This is a genomic window from Salmonella sp. NW177 (assembly GCF_051811585.1).
GTDB classification, from domain to species: Bacteria; Pseudomonadota; Gammaproteobacteria; order Enterobacterales; family Enterobacteriaceae; genus Salmonella; species Salmonella enterica.
This window is the reverse complement of sequence record NZ_JAMMZV010000002.1, coordinates 61,480-86,664: the sequence shown is the minus strand read 5'-3', so window position 1 is coordinate 86,664 and position 25,185 is coordinate 61,480. Positions and strand designations below refer to the sequence as shown.

General features: G+C 54.7%; 25 protein-coding genes and 1 tRNA gene. 9 read left to right on the top strand and 17 right to left on the bottom strand.

The window, feature by feature from the left end; genetic code table 11:
* Window positions 1-147 precede the first annotated feature (147 nt).
* The gene (gene rsmI, locus NA986_RS07080) at window positions 148-1,011 is read right to left on the bottom strand and encodes a 16S rRNA (cytidine(1402)-2'-O)-methyltransferase (protein WP_000812295.1); all 864 of its coding nucleotides are present in this window, start codon (window positions 1,009-1,011) and stop codon (window positions 148-150) included.
* Window positions 1,012-1,074: 63 nt separating this feature from the next.
* On the opposite strand from rsmI, the gene NA986_RS07075 reads away from it, so the two are divergent.
* From NA986_RS07075 to dolP, 4 genes are read left to right on the top strand one after another with little or no spacing between them, the layout of a single operon-like run.
* Window positions 1,075-3,117: a penicillin-binding protein activator gene (locus tag NA986_RS07075; RefSeq protein ID WP_000249230.1), complete on the top strand. Its 2,043-nt coding sequence runs from the start codon at window positions 1,075-1,077 to the stop codon at window positions 3,115-3,117.
* The gene (locus NA986_RS07070) at window positions 3,075-3,470 is read left to right on the top strand and encodes a YraN family protein (RefSeq protein WP_023215713.1); all 396 of its coding nucleotides are present in this window, start codon (window positions 3,075-3,077) and stop codon (window positions 3,468-3,470) included. Before NA986_RS07075 ends, NA986_RS07070 begins: the two co-directional genes overlap by 43 nt.
* A 21-nt stretch (window positions 3,471-3,491) precedes the next feature.
* Window positions 3,492-4,082: a DnaA initiator-associating protein DiaA gene (gene diaA / locus NA986_RS07065; RefSeq protein ID WP_000893481.1), complete on the top strand. Its 591-nt coding sequence runs from the start codon at window positions 3,492-3,494 to the stop codon at window positions 4,080-4,082.
* A gap of 9 nt (window positions 4,083-4,091) precedes the next feature.
* Window positions 4,092-4,667 (top strand): division/outer membrane stress-associated lipid-binding lipoprotein, encoded by a 576-nt coding sequence (gene dolP / locus NA986_RS07060; protein WP_001650801.1) that lies wholly within the window; start codon window positions 4,092-4,094, stop codon window positions 4,665-4,667.
* A 66-nt stretch (window positions 4,668-4,733) separates the two neighbouring features.
* Here the strand turns inward: dolP and NA986_RS07055 are convergent, their stop codons facing one another.
* Window positions 4,734-5,369, bottom strand: coding sequence for an NAD(P)H-binding protein (locus NA986_RS07055; protein ID WP_001517952.1), 636 nt, complete (start codon window positions 5,367-5,369; stop codon window positions 4,734-4,736).
* Window positions 5,370-5,499: 130 nt separating this feature from the next.
* Here NA986_RS07055 and yhbO point away from each other — a divergent pair, with 130 nt between their 5' ends.
* The gene (gene yhbO / locus NA986_RS07050; protein ID WP_000037599.1) at window positions 5,500-6,018 is read left to right on the top strand and encodes a protein/nucleic acid deglycase; all 519 of its coding nucleotides are present in this window, start codon (window positions 5,500-5,502) and stop codon (window positions 6,016-6,018) included.
* Here yhbO and NA986_RS07045 read toward each other — a convergent pair.
* On the bottom strand, window positions 5,998-6,441 hold the full coding sequence (locus tag NA986_RS07045) for a YhbP family protein (RefSeq protein ID WP_000380404.1): 444 nt from the start codon (window positions 6,439-6,441) through the stop codon (window positions 5,998-6,000). The two genes, yhbO and NA986_RS07045, sit on opposite strands and share 21 nt — an antisense overlap.
* A 37-nt stretch (window positions 6,442-6,478) precedes the next feature.
* On the opposite strand from NA986_RS07045, the gene NA986_RS07040 reads away from it, so the two are divergent.
* Complete coding sequence (locus tag NA986_RS07040) at window positions 6,479-6,796, top strand: GIY-YIG nuclease family protein (RefSeq protein WP_000928379.1); 318 nt, start codon at window positions 6,479-6,481, stop codon at window positions 6,794-6,796.
* Here NA986_RS07040 and NA986_RS07035 read toward each other — a convergent pair.
* Entirely contained in the window at window positions 6,783-7,286 is a 504-nt protein-coding gene (locus tag NA986_RS07035; protein ID WP_000908562.1) for a GNAT family N-acetyltransferase, read from the bottom strand. The two genes, NA986_RS07040 and NA986_RS07035, sit on opposite strands and share 14 nt — an antisense overlap.
* The gene (gene ubiT / locus NA986_RS07030) at window positions 7,280-7,804 is read right to left on the bottom strand and encodes a ubiquinone anaerobic biosynthesis accessory factor UbiT (RefSeq protein ID WP_000884721.1); all 525 of its coding nucleotides are present in this window, start codon (window positions 7,802-7,804) and stop codon (window positions 7,280-7,282) included. The genes NA986_RS07035 and ubiT overlap by 7 nt, the downstream gene beginning before the upstream one ends.
* 216 nt (window positions 7,805-8,020) lie before the next feature.
* On the opposite strand from ubiT, the gene ubiU reads away from it, so the two are divergent.
* The 3 genes from ubiU to NA986_RS07015 all read left to right on the top strand — a co-directional run bounded on the left by ubiU (window position 8,021) and on the right by NA986_RS07015 (window position 11,088).
* Complete coding sequence (gene ubiU / locus NA986_RS07025) at window positions 8,021-9,016, top strand: ubiquinone anaerobic biosynthesis protein UbiU (protein WP_000421309.1); 996 nt, start codon at window positions 8,021-8,023, stop codon at window positions 9,014-9,016.
* Window positions 9,017-9,024: 8 nt separating this feature from the next.
* The gene (locus tag NA986_RS07020; protein WP_000877716.1) at window positions 9,025-9,903 is read left to right on the top strand and encodes a U32 family peptidase; all 879 of its coding nucleotides are present in this window, start codon (window positions 9,025-9,027) and stop codon (window positions 9,901-9,903) included.
* A 177-nt stretch (window positions 9,904-10,080) separates the two neighbouring features.
* Window positions 10,081-11,088, top strand: coding sequence for a luciferase-like monooxygenase (locus NA986_RS07015; RefSeq protein WP_023215714.1), 1,008 nt, complete (start codon window positions 10,081-10,083; stop codon window positions 11,086-11,088).
* A 90-nt stretch (window positions 11,089-11,178) separates the two neighbouring features.
* Here NA986_RS07015 and mtr read toward each other — a convergent pair whose 3' ends face one another.
* The 12 genes from mtr to NA986_RS06955 form a co-directional block, all read right to left on the bottom strand.
* The gene (mtr, locus tag NA986_RS07010; protein ID WP_024147132.1) at window positions 11,179-12,423 is read right to left on the bottom strand and encodes a tryptophan permease; all 1,245 of its coding nucleotides are present in this window, start codon (window positions 12,421-12,423) and stop codon (window positions 11,179-11,181) included.
* A gap of 153 nt (window positions 12,424-12,576) precedes the next feature.
* Window positions 12,577-14,466, bottom strand: a complete 1,890-nt coding sequence (deaD, locus tag NA986_RS07005; protein ID WP_000807244.1) for an ATP-dependent RNA helicase DeaD — start codon at window positions 14,464-14,466, stop codon at window positions 12,577-12,579.
* Window positions 14,459-14,539 carry a protein YrbN gene (gene yrbN / locus NA986_RS07000; RefSeq protein ID WP_010723222.1) on the bottom strand — a complete coding sequence of 27 codons (81 nt, stop codon included), beginning with the start codon at window positions 14,537-14,539 and terminating at the stop codon, window positions 14,459-14,461. The genes deaD and yrbN overlap by 8 nt, the downstream gene beginning before the upstream one ends.
* A gap of 105 nt (window positions 14,540-14,644) precedes the next feature.
* Entirely contained in the window at window positions 14,645-15,529 is an 885-nt protein-coding gene (gene nlpI / locus NA986_RS06995; protein ID WP_000802069.1) for a lipoprotein NlpI, read from the bottom strand.
* Between the two features lie 109 nt (window positions 15,530-15,638).
* Window positions 15,639-17,774 (bottom strand): polyribonucleotide nucleotidyltransferase, encoded by a 2,136-nt coding sequence (pnp, locus tag NA986_RS06990; protein ID WP_001670767.1) that lies wholly within the window; start codon window positions 17,772-17,774, stop codon window positions 15,639-15,641.
* A gap of 241 nt (window positions 17,775-18,015) precedes the next feature.
* Window positions 18,016-18,285 carry a 30S ribosomal protein S15 gene (gene rpsO, locus NA986_RS06985; protein ID WP_000059465.1) on the bottom strand — a complete coding sequence of 90 codons (270 nt, stop codon included), beginning with the start codon at window positions 18,283-18,285 and terminating at the stop codon, window positions 18,016-18,018.
* Between the two features lie 150 nt (window positions 18,286-18,435).
* Complete coding sequence (truB, locus tag NA986_RS06980) at window positions 18,436-19,380, bottom strand: tRNA pseudouridine(55) synthase TruB (RefSeq protein WP_023215716.1); 945 nt, start codon at window positions 19,378-19,380, stop codon at window positions 18,436-18,438.
* Complete coding sequence (gene rbfA, locus NA986_RS06975) at window positions 19,380-19,781, bottom strand: 30S ribosome-binding factor RbfA (protein WP_001040208.1); 402 nt, start codon at window positions 19,779-19,781, stop codon at window positions 19,380-19,382. The genes truB and rbfA overlap by 1 nt, the downstream gene beginning before the upstream one ends.
* Before the next feature lie 220 nt (window positions 19,782-20,001).
* Entirely contained in the window at window positions 20,002-22,680 is a 2,679-nt protein-coding gene (infB, locus tag NA986_RS06970; RefSeq protein ID WP_000133064.1) for a translation initiation factor IF-2, read from the bottom strand.
* A gap of 24 nt (window positions 22,681-22,704) precedes the next feature.
* Window positions 22,705-24,207 carry a transcription termination factor NusA gene (nusA, locus tag NA986_RS06965; RefSeq protein ID WP_001031038.1) on the bottom strand — a complete coding sequence of 501 codons (1,503 nt, stop codon included), beginning with the start codon at window positions 24,205-24,207 and terminating at the stop codon, window positions 22,705-22,707.
* A gap of 27 nt (window positions 24,208-24,234) precedes the next feature.
* Window positions 24,235-24,687, bottom strand: coding sequence for a ribosome maturation factor RimP (rimP, locus tag NA986_RS06960; protein WP_000105461.1), 453 nt, complete (start codon window positions 24,685-24,687; stop codon window positions 24,235-24,237).
* Window positions 24,688-24,894: 207 nt separating this feature from the next.
* Window positions 24,895-24,971, bottom strand: a tRNA-Met gene (locus NA986_RS06955).
* Window positions 24,972-25,185 lie beyond the last annotated feature (214 nt).

Below are 25,185 nucleotides of genomic sequence, written 5' to 3'. Positions count from 1 at the left end.
GTTATGCGTTGCTGATCGCGAGAGTAAGCCCGAAGGAAAGGTCCGGCCCGCTATCACCGCCCAATGCCCCCATCACTTTACCCACATCAATCACCTGATTGAGTATTAACGCGATGGCGATAAAAGGCGGTTCCCGGGCGCTCGCTTTTATTCTTCCTGCTGCTCCAGCGCATACTTATACAGCGCATTTTTCTTCACGCCGTGAATTTCTGCTGCCAGCGCCGCCGCTTTTTTCAGCGGCAGTTCTGCCTGTAGCAGCGCCAGCGTGCGCAGCGCGTCGGCGGGCAGGTCGTCTTCTTGCGCTTTATGGCCTTCGACAATCAGCACCATTTCGCCTTTGCGACGGTTTTCATCTTCTTTGACCCACGCCAGCAGCTCGCCAACGGGCGCGCCGTGAATGGTTTCCCAGGTTTTGGTCAGCTCACGCGCCAGCACCACATAACGGGATTCTCCCAATACCGCGACGATATCTTCCAGGCTATCTAACAGGCGGTGGGTTGACTCATAAAAAATCAGCGTTCGCGGTTCCGTTTCAATGGCTTTTAGCGCATCACGGCGGCCTTTGGATTTCGCCGGTAAAAAGCCTTCATAGCAGAAACGGTCAGATGGCAGGCCAGCGGCGCTCAGGGCGGTAATCGCCGCACATGGCCCCGGTAGCGGCACCACGCGAATCCCCGCTTCACGGCAGGTACGCACCAGGTGGTAGCCCGGATCGTTAATCAGCGGCGTACCGGCGTCGGAAACCAGCGCAATGTTCTGCCCTTCTTTTAGCTTCGCGACCAGCGTTTCCGCTTTTTGTTGTTCGTTATGGTCGTGCAGCGCGAACAATCGGGCATTAATCCCAAAATGTTGCAGCAATAAACCGGTGTGACGAGTATCCTCGGCGGCAATCAGATCTACAGCCTGTAACACCTCCAACGCACGCTGGGTGATATCCGCCAGATTACCGATAGGAGTAGGTACAATAAAGAGTTGGCCCTGAGAATTATCCGCCGATTCGTTTTGTTTCATTGTGTCGTCCGTATTGCCGATTTAATATTGAGCATTGCGTAAAAAAATATCACTGGATACAGTATGGTACCCTCAACATTTTCTCGTTTGAACGCCGCGCGCGCGCTGCCTGTCGTCCTGGCTGCGCTACTTTTCGCCGGGTGCGGCACCCAGGCGCCAGATCAAAGCGCAGCCTATATGCAGGGTTCAGCGCAAGCTGACTCCGCCTTTTACCTGCATCAGATGCAGCAAAGCGCAGATGATAGCAAGACCAACTGGCAATTACTCGCCATTCATGCACTGCTGAAAGAAGGAAAAAGCCAGCAGGCCGTCGACCTGTTCAACCAACTCCCGCAAAATCTGAACGATACCCAGCGTCGCGAACAGTCTTTATTAGCGGTAGAAATCAAACTGGCGCAAAAAGATGTCGCAGGCGCGCAGGCCTTGCTGGATAAACTAAAACCCGCCGACTTTGCGCCAAATCAGCAAGCGCGTTACTGGCAGGCGCAGATCGTTGCCAGCCAGGGACGCCCGTCGCTTACCCTGTTGCGGGCGTTAATCGCCCAGGAACCGCTACTGGCGGCGAAAGATAAACAAAAAAATATCGACGCCACCTGGCAGGCGCTCTCCGCCATGACGCCGGATCAGGCCAGGACGTTAGTTATCAACGCTGATGAAAATGTGCTTCAGGGCTGGCTGGATCTGCAACGCGTCTGGTTTGACAACCGCAACGATCCAGACATGCTGAAAGCCGGGATCGCCGACTGGCAAAAACGCTACCCGCAAAATCCGGGGGCGAAAATGCTGCCGACGCAGCTCGTCAATGTACAACGTTTTAAACCAGCTTCCACCAGCAAAATCGCTCTGCTGCTGCCGCTGAACGGTCAGGCTGCCGTGTTTGGCCGTACCATCCAGCAAGGTTTCGAAGCCGCGAAAAACCTCGGCACCCAGGCGGTAGAGATGCAGCCTGCCGCCGCGCCTGACGCGCCAGTAGAACCTGGCGTGGAGGAGACGCAGCCACAAATGACCAACGGCGTCGCCAGTCCGTCGCAGGCCTCGGTGAGCGATCTGACTGATGACGCTCCAGCCCAGTCCGCTACGCCAGTCAGCGCGCCACAAACTCCCCCTGCTACAGCAAGCGCGCCGGCGGATCCCTCCGCTGAGTTAAAAATCTACGATACCTCTTCCCAGCCGTTGGATCAGGTGCTTGCTCAGGTTCAGCAAGACGGCGCCAGTATCGTGGTCGGGCCGCTGTTGAAAAACAATGTGGAAGCGCTGATGAAAAGCAACACGCCGCTCAACGTGCTGGCGCTCAACCAGCCGGAAACGGTACGTAGCTTCCCTAATATCTGCTATTTCGCGCTCTCTCCAGAAGATGAAGCCCGTGACGCGGCGCATCATATTTATGACCAGGGCAAGCAGTCGCCGCTGCTGTTGATCCCACGCAGCACGCTTGGCGATCGCGTGGCGAACGCCTTCACCCAGGAGTGGCAAAAACTGGGCGGCGGCATCGTGTTACAGCAAAAATTCGGCTCCGTAGCCGAGCTGAAAATGGGCGTGAACGGCGGCGCGGGTATCGCGTTGACGGGCAGTCCGGTCGCCGCCAGCGTGCCTGCACAGCCTGGCGTCACCATTGGCGGTCTGACTATCCCTGCGCCGCCGACCGACGCGCAAATCACCGGCGGCGGACGCGTAGACGCGGTCTATATTCTGGCTACGCCGGAAGAGATTGGCTTTATCAAACCGATGATCGCCATGCGTAACGGCACTCAGAGCGGCGCGACGCTGTATGCCAGCTCCCGCAGCGCGCAAGGCACCTCCGGCCCCGACTTCCGTCTGGAAATGGAGGGTTTACAATACAGTGAAATTCCTATGCTGGCAGGCGGCAATATGCCGTTGATGCAGCAGGCGCTGAGCGCTGTACATAACGACTATTCTCTGGCGCGGATGTACGCCATGGGCGTGGATGCCTGGACGCTGGCGAACCACTTTTCGCAGATGCGTCAGGTACAGGGGTTTGAGATCAATGGTAATACCGGCGCATTAACCGCCAGCCCGGATTGTGTGATTAACAGGAAGTTATCATGGCTCAAATACCAGCAAGGGGAGATTGTTCCCGCCAGCTAACGCGTAAACAGGCTGGCGACGCGTGGGAAGCTGCCGCGCGTCGCTGGCTGGAAAGCAAAGGACTGCAGTTTATCGCCGCCAACGTGCGCGAGCGCGGCGGCGAAATCGATCTGATCATGCTCGACGGAAAAACGACGGTTTTTGTTGAGGTCCGCTATCGGCGCTCCGGGCTTTATGGCGGCGCGGCGGCCAGTGTGACCCGCAGCAAGCAACACAAATTATTACATACTGCCCGCTTGTGGCTCGCCCGCCAGAATGGGAGTTTTGATACTGTGGATTGTCGGTTCGATGTGTTAGCCTTCACCGGAAATGAGATTGAGTGGTTTCGGGATGCGTTTAACGACCACTCATAATTGAAGATTTTAAGGATTAGCGTGCTCGAAAGAATCAAAGTTTGCTTTACAGAAAGCATTCAAACTCAAATTGCTGCGGCGGAAGCGCTTCCGGATGCCATTTCCCGCGCCGCCATGACGCTGGTTCATTCCCTGCTTAACGGCAACAAAATCCTCTGTTGTGGAAACGGGACGTCCGCGGCCAACGCACAGCATTTTGCTGCCAGCATGATTAACCGCTTTGAAACGGAGCGACCCAGTTTACCCGCCATTGCACTAAATACCGATAATGTGGTCTTAACTGCGATCGCTAACGATCGCCTGCACGATGAAGTTTATGCAAAACAAGTCCGGGCGCTGGGACATGCAGGCGATGTTTTATTGGCGATCTCTACGCGTGGTAATAGTCGCGATATCGTAAAAGCCGTTGAAGCAGCCGTCACACGTGACATGACCATTGTGGCGCTAACCGGGTATGACGGGGGTGAGCTGGCCGGACTATTAGGGCCGCAGGATGTCGAAATTCGTATCCCTTCACACCACAGCGCGCGCATTCAGGAAATGCATATGCTGACGGTAAACTGCCTGTGCGATTTGATCGATAACACGCTTTTTCCTCACCAGGATGATTAAGGAGTACACATGAAGGCATTTTCGCCGCTCGCAGTCCTTATTTCTGCGTTGCTATTGCAAGGTTGCGTCGCCGCCGCGGTAGTGGGTACGGCAGCCGTCGGCACCAAAGCCGCAACCGACCCGCGTAGCGTGGGCACCCAGGTGGATGACGGAACGCTGGAACTGCGTGTCAGCAGCGCGCTGTCGAAAGATGAGCAAATCAAAAAAGAGACGCGCATCAATGTCACGGCTTATCAGGGCAAAGTTTTGTTAGTGGGGCAGTCGCCAAACAGCGAACTCTCCGCACGCGCTAAACAGATAGCGATGGGCGTTGAAGGCACCACCGAGGTCTATAACGAGATTCGCCAGGGTGAGCCTATCGGCCTGGGGACCGCCTCTAACGATACCTGGATCACCACGAAAGTTCGCTCACAGCTACTGACCAGCGATCAGGTAAAATCGTCAAACGTGAAAGTCACCACCGAAAATGGCGAAGTGTTCCTGCTGGGCCTGGTGACTGAACGTGAAGGTAAAGCGGCAGCGGACATCGCCAGCCGGGTGAGCGGCGTGAAACGCGTGACCACCGCCTTTACGTATATTAAGTAACCGGTGTGCCGGGTGGCGATAAGAATGTGTAAACCGCGTCGCCATCCGGTAAATCATCCGGCTTCGCTACCCCGCTTTTTCCCGCAGTTGCGATGAGGTCAGAATCGTCACGCCTTCTTGTGCTGGCGCCAGCGCTTCCGCCAGCATGGCCCGCGCCACATCCCGCGCATCAATCGATTTCCAGTTTCCTGGCAACAGCCGAAATAGCGGAGCGAAAAGCGTTTCATTCACCCGCCGCGTTGTTCTGTCGCCGAGCAGCATAGAAGGCCGGGCAATCGTCAAACGAGGCCAATTTTGCGCGATTAACGCCTCCTCCATTTCTCCTTTCACCCGATTGTAGAAAAACGGAGAGTGCGCGTTTGCTCCCATTGCGCTGACCACCAACATGTGCTGCGCGCCCAGTCGACGCCCGGTCAGCGCGGTATCAACCACCAGCGTATAATCCGCATGAATAAACGCCGCTTTACTTCCCGCTTCACGCCGGGTCGTGCCCAGGCAGCAAAAAACAATATCCACCGGGTCGGTCACCTGAGCTAACGCGTCGGTAAGCTGCGGATCGTGAGGGTTATAAACGCCGACAATATCCGTCAGCGGGCGACGCGTCGGCGCGGCGATAGCGCTCACCTGCGGCGTGTTGATTAACATTCTCAGCAGATGTCCGCCGACCAGTCCGGTCGCGCCGGTAATCAGTACCTGACTCATCCTCGCTCCTTTACAGATTTGTCCACCTTGCACTCTCGGCCCTATCGACCAGGCTTAATAGTCTACGAGGTAAGTATCCATCATTGTGGAAAATTTGCCTTACCCGACGCCACCACTGCGGAGGAAACGCATGAGTAAGAAAATTGCCGTTTTGATTACCGATGAATTTGAAGATTCAGAATTTACCTCGCCGGCAGCAGAATTCCGTCAGGCCGGCCATGAGGTCATCACCATCGAAAAAGAGGCGGGTAAAACGGTGAAAGGAAAAAAAGGCGAGGCCAGTGTCACCATTGATAAGGCTATTGATGACGTTCGTCCCGACGAGTTCGACGCCTTGCTATTGCCGGGAGGTCATTCGCCGGACTACCTGCGCGGCGACAGCCGTTTCGTGGATTTTACCCGCGATTTCGTTAACAGCGGTAAACCGGTTTTTGCCATTTGCCACGGCCCGCAGTTGTTGATCAGCGCCGATGTCATTCGTGGCCGCAAACTCACGGCGGTGAAACCGATTATTATCGATGTGAAGAACGCGGGCGCGGAATTTTACGATCAGGAAGTCGTCGTCGATAAAGATCAGCTGGTGACCAGCCGCACGCCTGACGACCTGCCGGCATTTAACCGCGAGGCGCTACGCCTGCTGGGCGCGTGAGTCGCGTAACCAGTGCAGTTTTTTACCAAACCCCAGCGTGTTGTCGGTGAATTTAATTTCATCCAGCCGGATTTCCCATACCGGCGCTGGCAGCACCCTGGCGACCGGGAAGCGACGAAGGTAAGCTTTACGCGCGGCGTCGCTCTCCTGCCCCTCCAGACGGCGAATTTCCCCTTTAAACTGTACGCCGCGAATGCGCGCCACCGTTTTCGGCTGACCATTGACCGTTCCCGCAACTGGCGCGCACGCGCCAGACATTTGCGCATGGCGGGTTTTATCATCCGTTAACAGATACAGCGCGACGTTTTGCGCATCAAACAAATAAAACGCATTGGCGCACCACAGCTCTCCCTCATGGTGTACGCACCAGGTCACCACGTGTTGTTTCGCCAGCCAACGGCCAATAGCGGTAAGTGTGTCCATCTTTATTCTCGCTTATACTGGGAACCTGAAAATTATCATGCTGATGGCGACAATGACACCCTGGTATCTGTATCTGATTCGTACCGCAGACAATGCGCTTTACACCGGAATAACCACCGATGTGGCGCGTCGTTACAGGCAGCATCAAACGGGAAAAGGCGCAAAAGCATTACGGGGAAAAGGCGAGTTAACGCTGGCGTTTGCGGCGCAGGTCGGCGATCGCTCGCTGGCCCTGCGCATAGAGTATCGCATCAAACAGCTCACAAAGCGCCAGAAGGAGCGCCTTGTGACGGAACGCGAAGCGTTTGAGGCGCTGCTGTCCAGCCTGCAAACGCCGGTGCTTAAAAACGATTGAAGTGGTCGTGATACTCCACCAGCCCCGTCACGCCTTCCAGCGCATCCTCAGCCAAACGGTGTACCTGGAAAGCGCTTTCCGTACCGGGCCAACGGCAGTGAAGATCGTAATGCGCGGCCAGTTCAAAACCGAAGCGGCTATATAACGCCGGGTCGCCCAGCGTCACGACCGCCGCGTAACCGAACTCGTTGAGCGAATCCAGCCCTTCATACACTAACTGACGCGCCAGCCCTTGCCCGCGATACTTTTCATCGACCGCCAGCGGCGCCATGCCGACCCACTGTAAATCTTCGCCCTGCACATCAACCGGGCTAAAGGCGACATAGCCCACCACCTGACCTTCATCATCCGTGGCCACCAGTCCGAGCGTCAGAAAACCATCTTCACGCAAATCGTGAACCAGCTTCGCTTCCGCATCGCTTTCGAATGAACGGCGTAACAGCGCATCAATACCAGGCGCATCAATGGGAATTTCTACTCGAATTAGCATGGTTCACCTACCGAGGTCTGTTTGGTTTCCGGCGAGTTTTTCATTCCCGCCTCAACAAAATCCGCCAGTTGCAGCAGCATAACGCGTAACGCTTTCGGCATCTGCTCCAGTTCGATGGCGTCCATCAGATTCTTCACATACAACCCTAACTCAGTATCGCCTTCAATGACCAGTCGACGCTGGAAAAAGAGCGTATCCGGGTCCTGTTTACGGGCAGCTATCATTAGCAGATCGCTGGCGTCGGCGCTAAAACTGACGTCAGCATCCGCCTGCTGGCTAACGATCAGCTTTTCATTTTCAACCGTGGTATACCATTTTAAGTCGATGTCACGAACATGAATGCTTAACCAACGACCTTCGAGGAATTCCAGCTCTCCATCGGCCAGCGCCTGACGAAACTGCCAGCTCAGAACCTGTTCCAGAACCTGGCGCTTTAGCGCAAAGGGCGTCAGTTTAACCGGTACACTCATCAGAGACGGGCCAGCATGGACTAAGCGTGAACGCAGTTTATCTAACACGAGCTTTACTCCCTGTTTCAATAGTCCTGTTATTTTGCCATATCCAATAAATCACATGGCGGCGTAAATCAACAATTGGGTCTGATTTTCTACCCCATTATTGGTGTTACCAATACGCCTTTAACTGCCTTAAATCAAAAATTGTCGCAGCAAGGTTAACTAAAATCCCTGTTCGTTAACAATTTTGCGTCTCAGACGTAACCCTCAGGATAAATTATGGAGCTGCTCTGCCCTGCCGGAAATCTCCCGGCGCTGAAGGCGGCCATCGAAAACGGCGCTGACGCCGTTTATATCGGGTTAAAAGACGATACCAATGCCCGTCATTTTGCCGGCCTTAACTTTACCGAAAAAAAATTGCAGGAAGCGGTGAGTTTTGTTCACCAGCATCGCCGCAAATTACACATCGCCATTAATACTTTTGCGCATCCGGACGGCTATGCTCGCTGGCAGCGCGCCGTGGATATGGCGGCGCAGCTTGGCGCCGACGCGTTGATTCTCGCCGACCTCGCTATGCTGGAATATGCCGCAGAGCGTTACCCGCATATTGAGCGCCATGTTTCCGTTCAGGCTTCGGCAACCAACGAAGAGGCGATTCGCTTTTATCACCGCAACTTTGATGTCCACCGTGTAGTACTGCCGCGTGTACTGTCGATTCACCAGGTAAAACAACTGGCCCGCGTCACGCCGGTGCCGCTGGAGGTATTCGCGTTTGGCAGCCTGTGCATTATGGCGGAAGGTCGCTGCTATCTTTCTTCTTACCTGACGGGGGAGTCGCCCAATACCGTCGGCGCCTGCTCGCCCGCCCGCTTTGTCCGTTGGCAGCAAACGCCGCAGGGGCTGGAATCGCGCCTGAATGATGTCCTGATTGACCGTTACCAGGATGGCGAAAACGCGGGCTACCCAACGCTGTGTAAAGGCCGCTATTTAGTGGACGGCGAGCGCTATCACGCGCTGGAGGAGCCAACCAGCCTGAACACGCTGGAACTGCTGCCGGAGCTCATGGCGGCGAACATCGCTTCGGTGAAGATCGAAGGTCGCCAGCGCAGCCCGGCCTATGTCAGCCAGGTGGCGAAAGTGTGGCGCCAGGCGATCGATCGCTGCAAAGCCGCCCCGCAAAACTTCGTTCCACAGCGCGACTGGATGGAGACGCTCGGCGCGATGTCCGAAGGCACTCAAACCACGCTTGGCGCATATCACCGTAAATGGCAGTGAGAGGAGCTATGAAATATTCCTTAGGACCGGTGCTTTATTACTGGCCGAAAGAGACGCTGGAAGATTTTTATCAGCAGGCCGCAAAAAGCAGCGCTGATGTCATTTATCTGGGCGAAGCGGTGTGCAGCAAGCGTCGCGCGACCAAAGTCGGCGACTGGCTGGAAATGGCGAAATCCCTCGCCGCCAGCGGTAAGCAGGTGGCGCTCTCCACCCTGGCGCTGGTACAGGCGTCATCTGAATTAAGCGAGCTGAAACGCTATGTGGACAACGGCGATTTTCTGCTGGAAGCCAGCGATCTTGGCGTGGTGAATCTGTGCGCCGAGCGCAAACTGCCGTTTGTCGCCGGCCATGCGCTGAATTGCTACAACGCGGTCACGCTGCGCCGGTTGCTGAAAGAAGGCATGGTACGCTGGTGTATGCCGGTGGAGCTGTCCCGCGACTGGCTGGTGAATTTGCTTAATCAGTGCGATGAACTGGGCATCCGCAATCAGTTTGAAGTGGAAGTGTTGAGCTACGGGCATCTGCCGCTGGCCTACTCTGCTCGCTGCTTTACCGCCCGTTCGGAAGACCGCCCGAAAGATGAGTGCGAAACCTGCTGTATCAAGTATCCAAACGGTCGTGACGTGCTCTCGCAAGAGAATCAGCAGGTGTTTGTGCTTAACGGTATTCAGACCATGAGCGGCTATGTCTATAACCTTGGCAACGAACTGACGTCGATGCAGGGATTGGTCGATATCGTGCGGCTGTCGCCGTTGGGTACGGAGACATTTGCCATGCTTGATGCCTTTCGCGCTAACGAAAACGGCGGTGCGCCATTACCGCTTGCCTCCCATAGTGACTGCAACGGCTACTGGAAGCGGCTGGCCGGGCTGGAGCTACAGGCCTAGCCGGATGGCGGCATAAAGACCTTATCGGGCCTACAAATAGCGCTCCCGTAGGCCCGATAAACGCAGCGCTATCGGGCATTGTTTTTGCCGTCAGTCTCATAAAGCTCACTTTGTTAACAACATTCGCTAATCTTTAATGCAGTATTAAAAGATTAACCGGTAACAAAGTGAGCCGTTATGACTGACAAAACTATTCCATTCTCGGTGCTGGATCTGGCGCCGATCCCTGAAGGATCTTCGGCAAAAGAAGCCTTCACGCACTCGCTTGATCTCGCACGGCTGGCTGAAAAGCGCGGCTATCACCGCTACTGGCTGGCGGAACATCACAACATGACCGGTATCGCCAGCGCGGCGACCTCGGTATTGATTGGTTATCTGGCGGCCAATACCACAACATTACATCTTGGCTCCGGCGGCGTGATGCTGCCTAACCATTCACCGCTGGTGATTGCCGAGCAGTTCGGCACGCTGAATACGCTCTACCCGGGACGTATCGACTTAGGGTTGGGACGCGCGCCGGGTAGCGATCAGCCGACGATGCGCGCGCTACGTCGCCATATGAGCGGCGATATTGATAACTTTCCACGCGATGTCGCAGAGCTGGTGGACTGGTTCGACGCTCGCGATCCTAATCCGCATGTGCGCCCGGTGCCCGGCTACGGCGAGAAGATCCCGGTCTGGCTGTTGGGCTCCAGCCTGTATAGCGCACAGTTGGCGGCCCAGCTTGGCCTGCCGTTCGCCTTTGCTTCGCATTTCGCGCCGGATATGTTGTTCCAGGCGCTGCATCTGTACCGTACCCAGTTCAAACCTTCAGCGCGGCTGGAAAAACCGTACGCGATGGTGTGTATCAATATTATCGCCGCCGACAGCAACCGCGACGCCGAATTCCTGTTTACCTCCATGCAGCAGGCTTTCGTGAAGCTACGCCGTGGGGAAACCGGCCAACTGCCGCCGCCGATTGAGAATATGGAGACCTTTTGGTCGCCATCCGAGCAGTATGGCGTGCAACAGGCGCTGAGTATGTCGCTGGTCGGTGATAAGGCGAAAGTCCGCCACGGGCTGGAATCCATCCTGCGGGAGACCCAGGCGGATGAAATTATGGTAAATGGGCAGATTTTCGACCACCAGGCACGCCTGCATTCGTTTAATTTAGCGATAGATGTTAAGCAGGAATTGTTGGGGTAGCGCATTGTTTTGCCCGGTGGCGCTTCGCTTACCGGGCCTACAGCATCAAGTAGGCCGGATAAGGTGCAACCGCCATCCGGCACAATAACGTTACTGGTACACCGGCAGCAAATTAAAGCTCGATAAAATATGCACCAGTGCGTTCCCAACGCCAAATAGCAGAATCAGTACAATCATCGGCGTGCCGCCCCAGACGCGAAATTTTGGGCTGCCGAAACGTTCGCGAGATTTACGTGCCAACAGCGCAGGCACAATGGCCGCCCAGATAGTTGCAGCTAAACCTGCATAGCCAATGGCGTACAGAAAACCGTTCGGGTACAGCAGGCCACCAATCATCGGCGGCAGGAAAGTCAGCAGCGCCGTTTTAAAACGCCCCATTGCCGAGTCATCAAAACCAAACAGATCCGCCAGATAGTCAAACAGCCCCAGCGTCACGCCAAGGAAGGAACTGGCGACCGCAAAGTTAGAGAACACCACCAGCAGCAGATCCAGGCTGCGGCTGTTCAGCACGCCGCTCAACGCCTGTACCAGCACATCAATATTGCCGCCTTTCTGCGCAATGCCGATAAATTCCGGACGCGGGATGTTGCCCATCGTCCCCAGCAGCCAGACGGAATAGAGCACCAGCGCCAGTAACGTCCCATAAATCAGGCATTTGACGATGGTGCGCGGATCTTTGCCGTAATATTTCATCAAGCTCGGTACGTTACCGTGATAACCAAAAGAGGCCAGACAAAATGGCAGCGTCATCAGCAGGTACGGCGTATATGACGCGTGGCTTTCAGCCACGTTAAACAACGTGGCAGGCTGAACGTGCCCTAACAGGCTGCCGAAGGTCAGGAAGAAAGTAATCACTTTCGCGCCCAGCACAATCGCCGTCATCCGGCTGACCGCCTTCGTACTCAGCCACACAACAAACGCCACCAGCAGCGCAAAGGCAAAACCTGCCGCTCGCGCCGGAACGTTCAGCGACATCTCAGCAAAGGTATGATGCAGAATTGAGCCGCTCGCCGAGATATAGGCGTAAGTCAGGATGTAGAGCACAAAGGCAATGGAAATACCGTTGACAATGTTCCAGCCTTTCCCCAACAGATCTTTGGTGATGGTGTCGAAACTCGAACCAATGCGGTAGTTAAGGTTGGCTTCGAGGATCATCAGCCCGGAGTGCAGCATACAAAACCAGGTAAAGACCAGCGCCGCCATCGACCAGAAGAACCACGCCCCGGACATGACCACCGGCAGGGAGAACATCCCCGCGCCAATGATGGTGCCGCCGATAATCACCACGCCGCCAAGCAGCGAAGGTGACGTTTGGGTGGTGGTAAGTGTTGCCATTCAGCTCTCTCTCCAGTCATTTATAGTGTGACTATCTCTCAATACGCTGCACTGTACCAGTACACGAGTACAAAAGAAATAAAAAAAGCCCCGATTGTGACGATCGGGGCTGTATATTTTACTTTACGCTGTGAATGCGCAGGTCAGCGTGAGTTACGCATCACCGCCGAAACGACGGCGACCGGTAGAGTCATCACGACGCGGACCACGGCTTTCACGACGCTCGCCGCTGAAGCGACGACCATCACCACGACCGCCTTCACGACGTTCGCCGCTGAAATTACGACCGCCTTCACGACGCTCGCCACTGAAGCTACGACCACCGCCGCGACGTTCGCCGCCCGCGTGCGGAACAGCATCACCCAACAGCTGCATATTCATCGGCTTGTTCAGAATGCGGGTACGCGTGAAGTGCTGGAGCACTTCGCCCGGCATACCTTTCGGCAGCTCGATGGTGGAGTGAGACGCGAACAGCTTAATGTTACCAATGTAACGGCTGCTGATGTCGCCTTCGTTAGCGATAGCGCCCACGATATGACGAACTTCAACGCCGTCATCACGGCCCACTTCAATGCGGTATAACTGCATATCGCCAACGTCACGACGTTCACGACGCGGACGATCTTCACGATCGCCACGCGGGCCACGGTCGTTACGATCGCGCGGACCACGGTCATCACGGTCACGGAATTCACGCTTAGGACGCATCGGCGCATCCGGCGGCAGAATCAGCGGACGCTCGCCCTGCGCCATTTTCAGCAGTGCGGCAGCCAGCGTTTCGAGATCCAGCTCTTCACCTTCAGCAGACGGCTGGATTTTCGCCAGCAGCGCACGGTACTGATCCAGATCGCTGCTTTCCAGTTGCTGCTGAACTTTCGCGGCGAATTTTTCCAGACGGCGTTTACCCAGCAGTTCTGCGTTCGGCAGTTCCACTTCCGGAATGGTCAGCTTCATGGTGCGTTCGATGTTGCGCAGCAGACGACGCTCGCGGTTCTCAACGAACAGCAGCGCGCGACCGGCGCGACCCGCACGGCCGGTACGACCGATACGGTGAACGTAGGACTCGGAATCCATCGGGATATCGTAGTTCACCACCAGGCTGATACGTTCAACGTCCAGACCACGTGCCGCAACGTCGGTAGCGATCAGGATGTCCAGACGACCATCTTTCAGGCGTTCCAGAGTCTGCTCACGCAGCGCCTGGTTCATATCGCCATTCAACGCGGCGCTGTTGTAGCCGCTACGTTCCAGCGCTTCTGCTACTTCCAGGGTCGCGTTTTTGGTACGCACGAAGATAATCGCCGCATCAAAGTCTTCCGCTTCCAGGAAACGCACCAGCGCTTCGTTTTTACGCATACCCCAGACAGTCCAGTAGCTCTGGCTGATGTCAGGACGGGTAGTCACGCTGGACTGAATGCGCACTTCCTGCGGCTCTTTCATAAAGCGGCGGGTAATGCGACGAATCGCTTCCGGCATGGTGGCGGAGAACAGAGCGGTCTGATGACCTTCCGGGATCTGCGCCATAATAGTTTCAACGTCTTCGATGAAGCCCATACGCAGCATTTCGTCGGCTTCATCCAGCACCAGACCACTCAGTTTAGAGAGGTCGAGGGTGCCGCGTTTTAAGTGATCAAGCAGACGTCCCGGCGTACCGACAACGATCTGCGGCCCCTGACGCAGGGCGCGTAACTGCACGTCATAACGCTGACCGCCGTACAGGGCAACCACGTTTACGCCGCGCATGTGTTTAGAGAAATCCGTCATGGCTTCGGCAACCTGTACCGCCAGTTCGCGGGTTGGCGCCAGCACCAGAATCTGAGGTGCCTTCAGCTCAGGATCAAGATTGTTGAGCAGCGGTAAAGAGAACGCTGCGGTTTTGCCGCTACCGGTCTGGGCCATGCCCAGCACGTCGCGACCGCCCAGCAGATGCGGAATGCACTCTGCCTGGATTGGAGATGGTTTTTCGTAACCCAGATCGGTAAGGGCTTCAAGGATAGGAGCCTTCAGCCCCAGATCTGCAAAAGTGGTTTCGAATTCAGCCATGTAGTACGTGTGCCTCAAAATTAATGGCGGCCAGTCTACATAACTCATCATGAAATTGATCTGCAATTTTCATTGAAAAGTGTGAACCGGCTCAAAGTAGGTGTATTAACGAACAACAACGCCCTCACCCGCGAAGGTGATGGCAATCAAAAAGATTACGGGCTGATATGTTCGTCAGCTATTGCTGGTCCGATTCTGCCAGGTCATCTTGGTCCTGGCCCAGGAGCGATAATTCCAACAATGCGTATCGGTGCTCAACAAAGTTATGAACGTTGTTGGCCACCGCCAGTTTGAACAGAGCCGTGGCGCTGTCCAAATCCCCCAGACTTAGGTAATACTTACCTAAATAGAAGTTGGTTTCACTGAGATGCTCAGCGAGCGAGGTGTTATCCGTTGCGTCCGCCTTGAGCCTTTCCATCAGCGTTGCTTCGCTAATGTCGCCCAGGTAGAACTCGACAATGTTCCATCCCCATTGCTCTTTATCCGATTTTTCGAAGCGTGCTTTTAACGCTTCTTTCGCCTGCTTCTCATTAAGCTTCTGCTCAACAAGATACAGCCACAGGCTGCGGTAAGGATCATTGGGATCGTCTTGATAAAACGCCAGCAGATCATCTTGCGCTAACTTATCACGGCCGCCGTAATACAATGCGATACCGCGGTTTAAGTGCGCGTAGTTGTAAGTTGGATCAAGCTCTAGTACAGAATCAAACGCTTCATAGGCAGCATCAAAATTGCCTGCCTGCGTTAAATAAATGCCTAAGTAATTGAATACTTCAGGCATATCCGGTCTGATTGCCAGCGCTTGTGAAAAATCATTTCGCGCTAATGCCCTCAAACCAAGACTATCATACAACACTCCGCGCTCATATAAAAGCTGTGCGCGTTCGTCATCGGTTAAAGCCCGACTGGCAAGAATCTGTTCCATACGCGCCAGAATCACTTCCTGCTGTAAAGTCGGTTGCAATGGTACTGCGAGGACTTCACTTTTACGCCAGGCGGAATTACTGCATCCTGCAAGCGTAAGTGCTGTCGCAACGAAACACCAGCGCAAAAAAGGCTTCATTTCCCACTCCCGAAGACAACGATTGAATGAACGTCCTGTTCCCCGGTGGCTCAACAAGGCGTCCAGCCAGGTCTAAAGCCCTCCGCACTGCGGAGGGCAAAAGGCTACCTTACTCGGCCTGTTCGCTCGCCGGAGCTTCCGGCGCAGCCGCAGGTTGAGACTGCTCGGTTGCTTCTTTAATGCTCAGACGTACACGGCCCTGGCGGTCAACTTCCAGAACCTTAACCGGGACTTCCTGACCCATCTGCAGATAGTCGGTCACTTTCTCTACACGCTTATCCGCGATTTGAGAGATGTGAACCAGACCTTCTTTACCGCCGCCGATGGCAACAAACGCGCCAAAGTCAACGATACGGGTCACTTTACCATTGTAGATACGGCCGACTTCGATCTCCGCGGTAATCTCTTCGATACGACGGATAGCGTATTTCGCTTTTTCACCGTCGGTCGCCGCGATCTTCACAGTACCGTCATCTTCAATTTCGATGGTGGTGCCGGTCTCTTCAGTCAGCGCGCGGATCACAGAACCGCCTTTACCGATCACGTCTTTGATCTTGTCCGTGCTGATCTTGATGGTATGGATACGCGGCGCAAATTCAGAGATATCGCCGCGCGGCGCGTTGATCGCCTGTTCCATCACGCCCAGGATGTGCAGACGCGCGCCTTTAGCCTGGTTCAACGCAACCTGCATGATCTCTTTGGTGATACCTTCAATTTTGATATCCATCTGCAGCGCAGAGATACCGTCGCGGGAACCCGCCACTTTGAAGTCCATATCGCCCAGGTGATCTTCGTCGCCCAGAATGTCAGACAGTACAACGTAGTTGTCGCCTTCTTTCACCAGACCCATAGCGATACCTGCTACGGCGGCTTTAATTGGCACGCCAGCGTCCATCAGCGCCAGAGAAGCGCCGCACACGGAAGCCATAGAGGAAGAACCGTTGGATTCGGTGATTTCAGACACCACGCGAACGGTGTACGGGAATTTATCCATGTCCGGCATCACTGCCAGCACGCCGCGCTTCGCCAGACGACCGTGACCAATTTCACGACGCTTCGGAGAACCGACCATGCCGGTTTCGCCTACGGAGTACGGAGGGAAGTTGTAGTGGAACAGGAAGCTGTCAGTGCGCTCGCCCATCAGTTCATCAAGCACCTGCGCGTCACGGGCAGTACCCAGAGTCGCGGTAACCAGCGCCTGCGTTTCACCACGGGTAAACAGAGCGGAACCGTGAGTACGCGGCAGTACGCCAGTGCGCACGTCCAGACCACGGATCATGTCTTTTTCACGGCCATCAATACGCGGCTCGCCTGCCAGTACGCGGCTACGCACCACGTTTTTCTCGATGGCGTGCAGGATTTCGCCCAGCTCGTTAGCATCCAGAGTTTCATCTTCTGCAATAAGCTGCTCGATGGTTTCGGATTTGATTACGTCAACCTGAGCATAGCGTTCTTGTTTATCGGTGATGCGGTACGCGTCGCTCAGACGAGATTCAGCAAGCGCAGCAACACGCGCGTTCAACGCGTCGTTGACGGCTTCCGGCTGCCAGTCCCAACGCGGTTTACCGGCTTCTTTCACCAGATCGTTGATCGCCTGGATAACAACCTGCTGCTGCTCGTGACCGAATACCACCGCGCCCAGCATAGTGTCTTCGCTCAGCAGTTCAGCTTCGGATTCCACCATCAGCACAGCCGCTTCGGTACCGGCAACCACCAGGTCCAGCTTGCTTTCTTTCAGTTCGTCCTGGGTCGGATTCAGCACGTACTGGTCATTGATGTAACCTACGCGCGCCGCGCCGATTGGGCCGTTGAACGGAATGCCGGACAGCGACAGCGCAGCGGATGCGCCGATCATGGCAACGATGTCCGGGTTAACCTGCGGGTTAACGGAAACGACGGTCGCGATAACCTGCACTTCGTTAACGAAGCCTTCCGGGAACAGCGGACGAACCGGGCGGTCAATTAGACGCGCAATCAGGGTTTCGCCTTCGCTTGGACGGCCTTCACGACGGAAGAAGCTGCCCGGGATACGACCAGCAGCGTAGGTACGCTCCTGATAGTTAACGGTCAGTGGGAAGAAGTCCTGGCCTGGCTTGGCTTTTTTCTGGCCGACAACGGTAACGAATACGGCGGTGTCATCCATGCTTACCATAACAGCGGCAGTGGCCTGACGCGCCATCATGCCAGTTTCCAGCGTAACGGTATGCTGACCGTACTGGAATTTACGAACGATCGGATTAAGCAAAATAATATCCTTTCCAATTTTTGACGGCATAATACGCGCCGTCGTTAATACCCGATCTTCTGCGCATCCTCGCGACTAATGACAACCCTAACCCTGATATGGGTAAAGCCTCTCATTAGCCGCGCGAACCTCTGCAACGGAAGATCATTCATAGCAACAATACATTAGTTTCCAGCGAATTGCTGCCATCTGCTGGAAAAAAGGGGCCATGAAGGCCCCCTCTTTCTGAAACTCGAAAGAATTAGCGACGCAGACCCAGACGCTCAATCAGCGCGGTGTAGCGTGCAACATCTTTACGTTTCAGGTAGTCGAGCAGTTTACGACGCTGAGAAACCATACGCAGCAGACCACGACGGCTGTGGTGATCTTTTTTATGCTCTGCAAAGTGACCCTGCAGGTGGTTAATCTGTGCAGTCAACAGAGCAACCTGAACATCGGTAGAACCGGTGTCGTTTGCGTCACGACCGAACTCAGAAACGATTTTAGCTGTAGCTTCAGTACTTAGAGACATTTTAAAACTCCAAAGTATTTAAGAATGAGAGGACGCCGATCTCTAATTCAGCGATCCCAGTGTACGCCGCGTAAACTGTTAAATAATTTACGCGACGTTAAGCGGCGGTATTCTACTCGCAGCGCTCTCTTATCGCAAGACGAAGCGACATTACGCTGGGTACTCTACTACCAGCCGACGAGGCGCGACACGGCCTTCGTCGTCAATTTCGCCCATACCGATAAATTTATCGTCTTCACCTTCCGTCACACGGACCAGTCCCTCCAACGGCGAGCCCGTGGTACGAACCGGGTTGCCATTTTTGAAGTATACCGAAGATGTTAACGGCAGATTAACAACAGGATAGTCCGAAGCTGGACTGTCCATTGGCATCAATAATGGATCGAGCAACTGCGCCGCCGGAACGCCCTGCTGTTCCGCCTGTGCTACCAGCGTCTGCAAGTGCTCCAGCGTCACCATTCGCTCAATCGGATACTTGCTGACCGTCAGACGACGCAGGTACGTTACGTGCGCGCCACAGCCCAGTTTCTCACCTAAATCATCAATAATGGTACGAATATAGGTGCCTTTGGAGCAATGAACTTCCAGCTCCAGCTCGTTACCTTCATGGCGAATAAACAGCAGTTCGTAGACGGTAATCGGGCGGGCTTCGCGCGGCACTTCGATACCCTGGCGGGCATATTCGTACAGCTTCTTGCCCTGATACTTCAGCGCCGAATACATTGAGGGAATCTGTTCGATATCCCCACGAAAGGTCTCCAGCGCGCTCGCAAGCTGCTCAGCGCTGAAAGTCACCGGACGCTCCTGCACGATTTGACCATCGGCGTCAGAGGTATCCGTGCGCTGCCCCAGACGGGCAATAACACGATAGCGTTTGTCAGAATCCAGCAGGTACTGCGAAAATTTTGTCGCTTCGCCGAGGCAAATCGGCAACATGCCGGTCGCCAGCGGGTCCAGCGCGCCGGTATGCCCGGCGCGGTTGGCATTGTAGATGCGCTTAACTTTCTGCAGCACGTCATTGCTGGACATACCCTGCGGCTTATCCAGCAGCAGAACGCCGTGAATGTCGCGGCCACGACGACGAGGACGACTCATCAGTCCTCCTTGCTGTCGTCCGGGTTCACACGACGTTCTTCGTCATGTTTCACCACGTTAGTCACCAGGTTGGACATACGCATCCCTTCCACCAGCGAGTTGTCGTAGAAGAAGGTCAGTTCCGGTACGATGCGCAGACGCATCGCTTTACCCAGCAAGCTGCGGATGAAACCAGACGCTTCCTGCAGGGCCTTAATGCCGTTTTTCACAGCCGCTTCGTCCTGATCGTTGAGGAACGTCACGAATACTTTGGCGTATGCCAGATCGCGGGACATTTCAACACCCGATACGGTGGTCATCATACCTACACGTGGATCTTTGATTTCGCGTTGCAGGATGAGCGCGATCTCTTTCTGCATCTCTTGCGCTACGCGCTGAGGGCGACCAAATTCTTTCGCCATAATAAATTCTCCAGAATAAAGACAAAAAAGGGGCCATAAGCCCCTTTTTAAATTTCTTGCCGGGTGGCGCTTCGCTTACCCGGCCTACGCCTAATCATCTTCTAAGGATTTTGGATTGCAACAAGGCGGCAAGCTCGTAAATCCCCGGGAGCATAGATAACTATGTGACCGGGGTGAGCGAGCGCAGCCAACGCCGTTGCGGCCCAAAAGACGACGAAGATTAAGCGATGGTACGTTGGATCTCGATAATCTCGAATACTTCAATCATATCGCCAACGCGAACGTCGTTGTAGTTCTTCACGCCGATACCACATTCCATGCCGTTACGGACTTCGTTAACGTCATCTTTGAAGCGGCGCAGGGATTCCAGCTCGCCTTCATAGATAACCACGTTGTCACGCAGAACGCGGATTGGGTTATGGCGTTTAATCGTACCTTCGGTAACCATACAGCCCGCGATCGCGCCGAATTTCGGCGATTTGAACACATCGCGCACTTCAGCCAGACCGATGATCTGCTGTTTCAGTTCCGGAGACAGCATACCGCTCATCGCCGCTTTCACTTCGTCGATCAGGTTATAGATGACGGAGTAGTAACGCAGATCCAGGCTTTCAGATTCGATCACTTTACGCGCAGAGGCATCGGCACGAACGTTGAAGCCCACCAGAATGGCGTTGGACGCCGCAGCCAGGGTCGCGTCGGTTTCGGTGATACCACCTACGCCAGAACCGATGATCTTCACTTTCACTTCGTCGGTAGACAGTTTCAGCAAGGAGTCGGAGATCGCTTCCACAGAACCCTGTACGTCGGCCTTCAGCACGATGTTCACTTCGTGAACTTCGCCTTCGGTCATGTTGGCGAACATGTTCTCGAGTTTAGATTTCTGCTGACGAGCCAGTTTAACTTCACGGAATTTACCCTGACGATACAGAGCCACTTCACGCGCTTTCTTCTCGTCGCGAACGACGGTCACTTCGTCACCCGCAGCCGGAACGCCGGACAGGCCGAGGATTTCCACCGGAATGGACGGACCCGCTTCCAGCACTTCCTGACCCAGTTCGTTACGCATCGCACGCACGCGGCCGTATTCGAAGCCACACAGCACGATATCGCCCTTATGCAACGTACCTTCACGAACCAGCACGGTAGCCACCGGACCACGACCTTTATCCAGGAAGGATTCGATCACCGCACCGCTCGCCATACCTTTGCGTACCGCTTTCAGTTCCAGAACTTCGGCCTGCAGCAGGATAGCATCAAGCAGTTCGTCAATACCGGTACCCGCTTTCGCAGACACGTGAACGAACTGGCTTTCACCGCCCCACTCTTCCGGCAGAATGCCGTACTGGGACAGTTCGTTCTTAACGCGATCCGGATCGGCTTCCGGCTTATCGATTTTGTTCACCGCAACCACGACCGGCACACCTGCCGCTTTCGCGTGCTGGATAGCTTCGATAGTCTGCGGCATCACGCCGTCGTCTGCCGCTACCACCAGAACCACGATATCCGTTGCCTGGGCGCCGCGAGCACGCATAGAAGTAAACGCGGCGTGACCCGGGGTATCCAGGAAGGTGATCATCCCGTTGTCAGTTTCAACGTGGTAAGCACCGATGTGCTGGGTAATGCCGCCCGCTTCGCCAGAGGCTACTTTCGTGGAACGAATGTAGTCCAGCAGAGAGGTTTTACCGTGGTCAACGTGGCCCATGATGGTCACAACCGGTGCGCGCGGTTCAGCCGCAGCGCCGGTATCACGGTCGCTCATTACCGCTTCTTCCAGTTCGTTTTCACGACGCAGGATAACTTTGTGGCCCATCTCTTCGGCAACCAGCTGTGCGGTTTCCTGGTCGATGACCTGGTTGATGGTGGCCATGGCGCCCAGCTTCATCATCGCTTTGATGACCTGAGAGCCTTTCACCGCCATCTTGTTCGCCAGTTCGCCAACGGTGATGGTTTCACCGATCACCACGTCGCGGTTAACGGCCTGAGCGGGCTTCTGGAAGCCTTGCTGTAAAGAAGATCCTTTACGCTTGCCGCCTTTACCGCCGCGAACCGCAGCACGCGCTTCTTCGCGATCGGCTTTGGATTCGGCATGTTTGCCTTTTTTCGCCGGACGCGCCGCTTTTGCATTACGGCCACGACCACGACCGCCTTCTACTTCACGATCGTTTTCGTCTTCGGCCTGGCGAGCGTGCTGAGAAGTGGTGACATGATAGTCACTGGTGTCTTCTACTGGCTCAGGCGTTGCGGTCCATTTGTTTTCTTCCGCCATGCGGCGAGCTTCTTCTGCTACACGACGCGCTTCTTCTTCGAGTTTGCGACGTGCTTCTTCTTCCGCTTTACGCTTCAGCTCTGCAGCTTCATTCTCACGGCGGGCTTTTTCGGCCTGGGCGGTTTTGGTCATATCGTCAGTCTGTTGATTGCTCACTTTGTCTTTTTCCGCAGCTTCACGTTTCGCTTTTTCAGCGGCTTCACGCTTAGCTTGTTCTGCGGCCTCGCGTTCAGCTTTTTGTTGCGCCTCGCGTTTGGCCTGTTCTTCTGCCTCACGACGGGCTTGCTCTTCCGCTTCACGCTGCGCCTGCTCTTCCGCGGCCAGGCGTTCAGCCTCTTGCGGATCGCGTTTCACAAAGGTGCGCTTCTTGCGGACTTCGATTTGTACCGATTTACTTTTTCCACCGGTACCAGGAATGTTCAGGGTGCTGCGCGTTTTACGCTGCAGCGTCAGTTTATCGGGACCAGAAACCGCTTCGCGGTTCAGGTGCGCCAGTAAAGTCTGTTTTTCTTGTGCGGACACAGAGTCGTCAGCAGATTTCCGGATACCTGCATCAGCAAACTGCTGTACCAGGCGATCCACGGAAACCTGTCTCTCTGCGGCCAGCGCTTTTAGGGTTACATCTGTCATGCTGTTCCTTCCTGCTACAGTTTATTACGCTTCGTCGCCGAACCAGCAAATATTACGGGCAGCCATAATCAGCTCACCGGCTTTTTCGTCGGTCAACCCTTCGATATCAGCCAGATCATCAATGCCCTGGTCGGCGAGATCTTCCAGCGTACAAACACCACGAGCCGCCAGTTTGAAAGCCATATCGCGATCTAATCCTTCCAGATTCAGCAGATCGTCAGCCGGTTTGTTATCACCGAGGCTTGCTTCCTGGTCCTGCGCCAGAGTGGCCAGTGCGTTTTTAGCACGCTCGCGCAGTGCTTCAACGGTCGGCTCATCAAGGCCGTCAATTTCCAGCAGTTCTTTCATTGGCACATAGGCCAGTTCTTCGAGCGTGGAGAAACCTTCTTCTACCAGAACGGTCGCGAACTCTTCATCAATATCAAGATATTTAGTAAAGATCTCGATAGCGGCATGTGCTTCAGCCTGATGTTTAGCCTGCAAGTCATCAACGGTCATTACGTTGAGTTCCCAGCCGCTCAATTGCGAAGCCAGGCGGACGTTCTGACCATTACGTCCGATCGCCTGCGCCAGATTACCGGCTTCAACGGCGATATCCATGGTATGTTTATCTTCGTCCACCACGATAGACGCGACGTCTGCCGGCGCCATCGCATTAATGACGAACTGCGCCGGGTTATCATCCCACAGCACGATATCGATACGCTCACCGCCCAGTTCGGTAGAGACCGCCTGAACGCGCGCGCCGCGCATCCCCACGCAAGCGCCGACCGGATCGATACGTTTATCGTTGGTTTTCACTGCGATTTTCGCACGAGAGCCCGGATCGCGAGCCGCCGCTTTAATTTCAATCACTTCTTCGCCGATTTCCGGCACTTCGATGCGGAACAGTTCGATCAGCATTTCCGGCTTGGAACGGGTGACGAACAGCTGCGCGCCACGCGCTTCCGGGCGAACAGCATACAGCACGCCGCGAATACGGTCGCCAGGGCGGAAGTTTTCGCGCGGCAGCATATCTTCACGCAGAATCACCGCTTCAGCGTTACCGGCCATCCCTTCGGATTTAATTTCCAGAGAGATATTGTCGCGGTTCACTTTCTTCACCACGCCAGTGACGATTTCGCCTTCCTGGTCGCGGAACTGATCGACAACCATCGCGCGTTCAGCTTCACGGACCTTCTGTACGATAACCTGTTTCGCAGTCTGCGTGGTGATACGGTCAAAGGTGACAGATTCAATCTGATCTTCAACATAGTCGCCGACATTCAGGCTTTCGTCTTCAAAACGCGCCGCTTCCAGCGTAATTTCCTTCGTCGGCATGGTCACTTCTTCAACGATCAACCAACGGCGGAAAGTATCAAAATCACCGCTTTTACGATCGATTTCTACACGAACATCGATCTCCTGCTCATATTTTTTCTTTGTTGCTGTCGCCAGCGCACTTTCCAGCGCTTCAAAAATTTTTTCGCGTGGCAGCGCTTTTTCGTTGGAGACGGCTTCAACAACAGCCAAAATTTCTTTGTTCATCGCGGGCTTTTCACCTCATCCAGACTGTTAAAAGTGGGGAACCAGGTTCGCCTTCTGGATATTACTCAGCGCGAACACTTCATCTTTGCCTTCGACTGTGACGGTAATCATTTCACCGTCCACCGCTTTGATAATGCCCTGCCACTTGCGACGGTTCTGTACCGCCATGCGAAGAACCAGCGCGACTTCTTCACCCTGGAAACGCGCATAATGATCGGCAGTGAACATAGGACGGTCAAGACCCGGTGACGAGACTTCAAGGTTGTAAGCCACGGAGATAGGATCTTCAACGTCCAGCACCGCGCTTACCTGGTGGCTCACATCAGCACAATCATCAACATTGATGCCATCTTCACTATCAATATAGATGCGCAGTGTGGATGTGCGACCGCGAATAAATTCGATGCCGACCAGCTCGTAGCCTAAGGCTTCAACTGGCGCTGTAATCATCTCTGTTAATTTTTGCTCTAATGTGGACAAGCCCACCCCCAAGACATAAAAAAAGGGCCTAAAGCCCAGTTATTCTGTAGTCAGATAACAAAAAACCCCGATAAATCGGGGCTTTAGATAACTGAACCCTATAACCGCAACGGCGGTCTGGTGTACCTTCCGAAAGAATTTTTTTCAAATCCAGCTACGAAGGACATAATCTTCACAGTATATTTGAAAAAGAACTCTAAGGGAAAGTGGTTGCGGGGGCCGGATTTGAACCGACGACCTTCGGGTTATGAGCCCGACGAGCTACCAGGCTGCTCCACCCCGCGCCTGAAACGTGGCAAATTCTACTCGTTTTGGGCAAAATTTGCAAATACTGCTGGGATTTGGTACCGAGGACGGGACGTAAAATCTGCGCACAGTATAGTGACCAGGCATGAGTTATGTCAACCCTATTCCCAATATGCAGATGAATGAATATCACTCTTCGTTATACTCATCCCATCTCTCCGGCTTATGCACGCATTTCACAACGTTATTTCA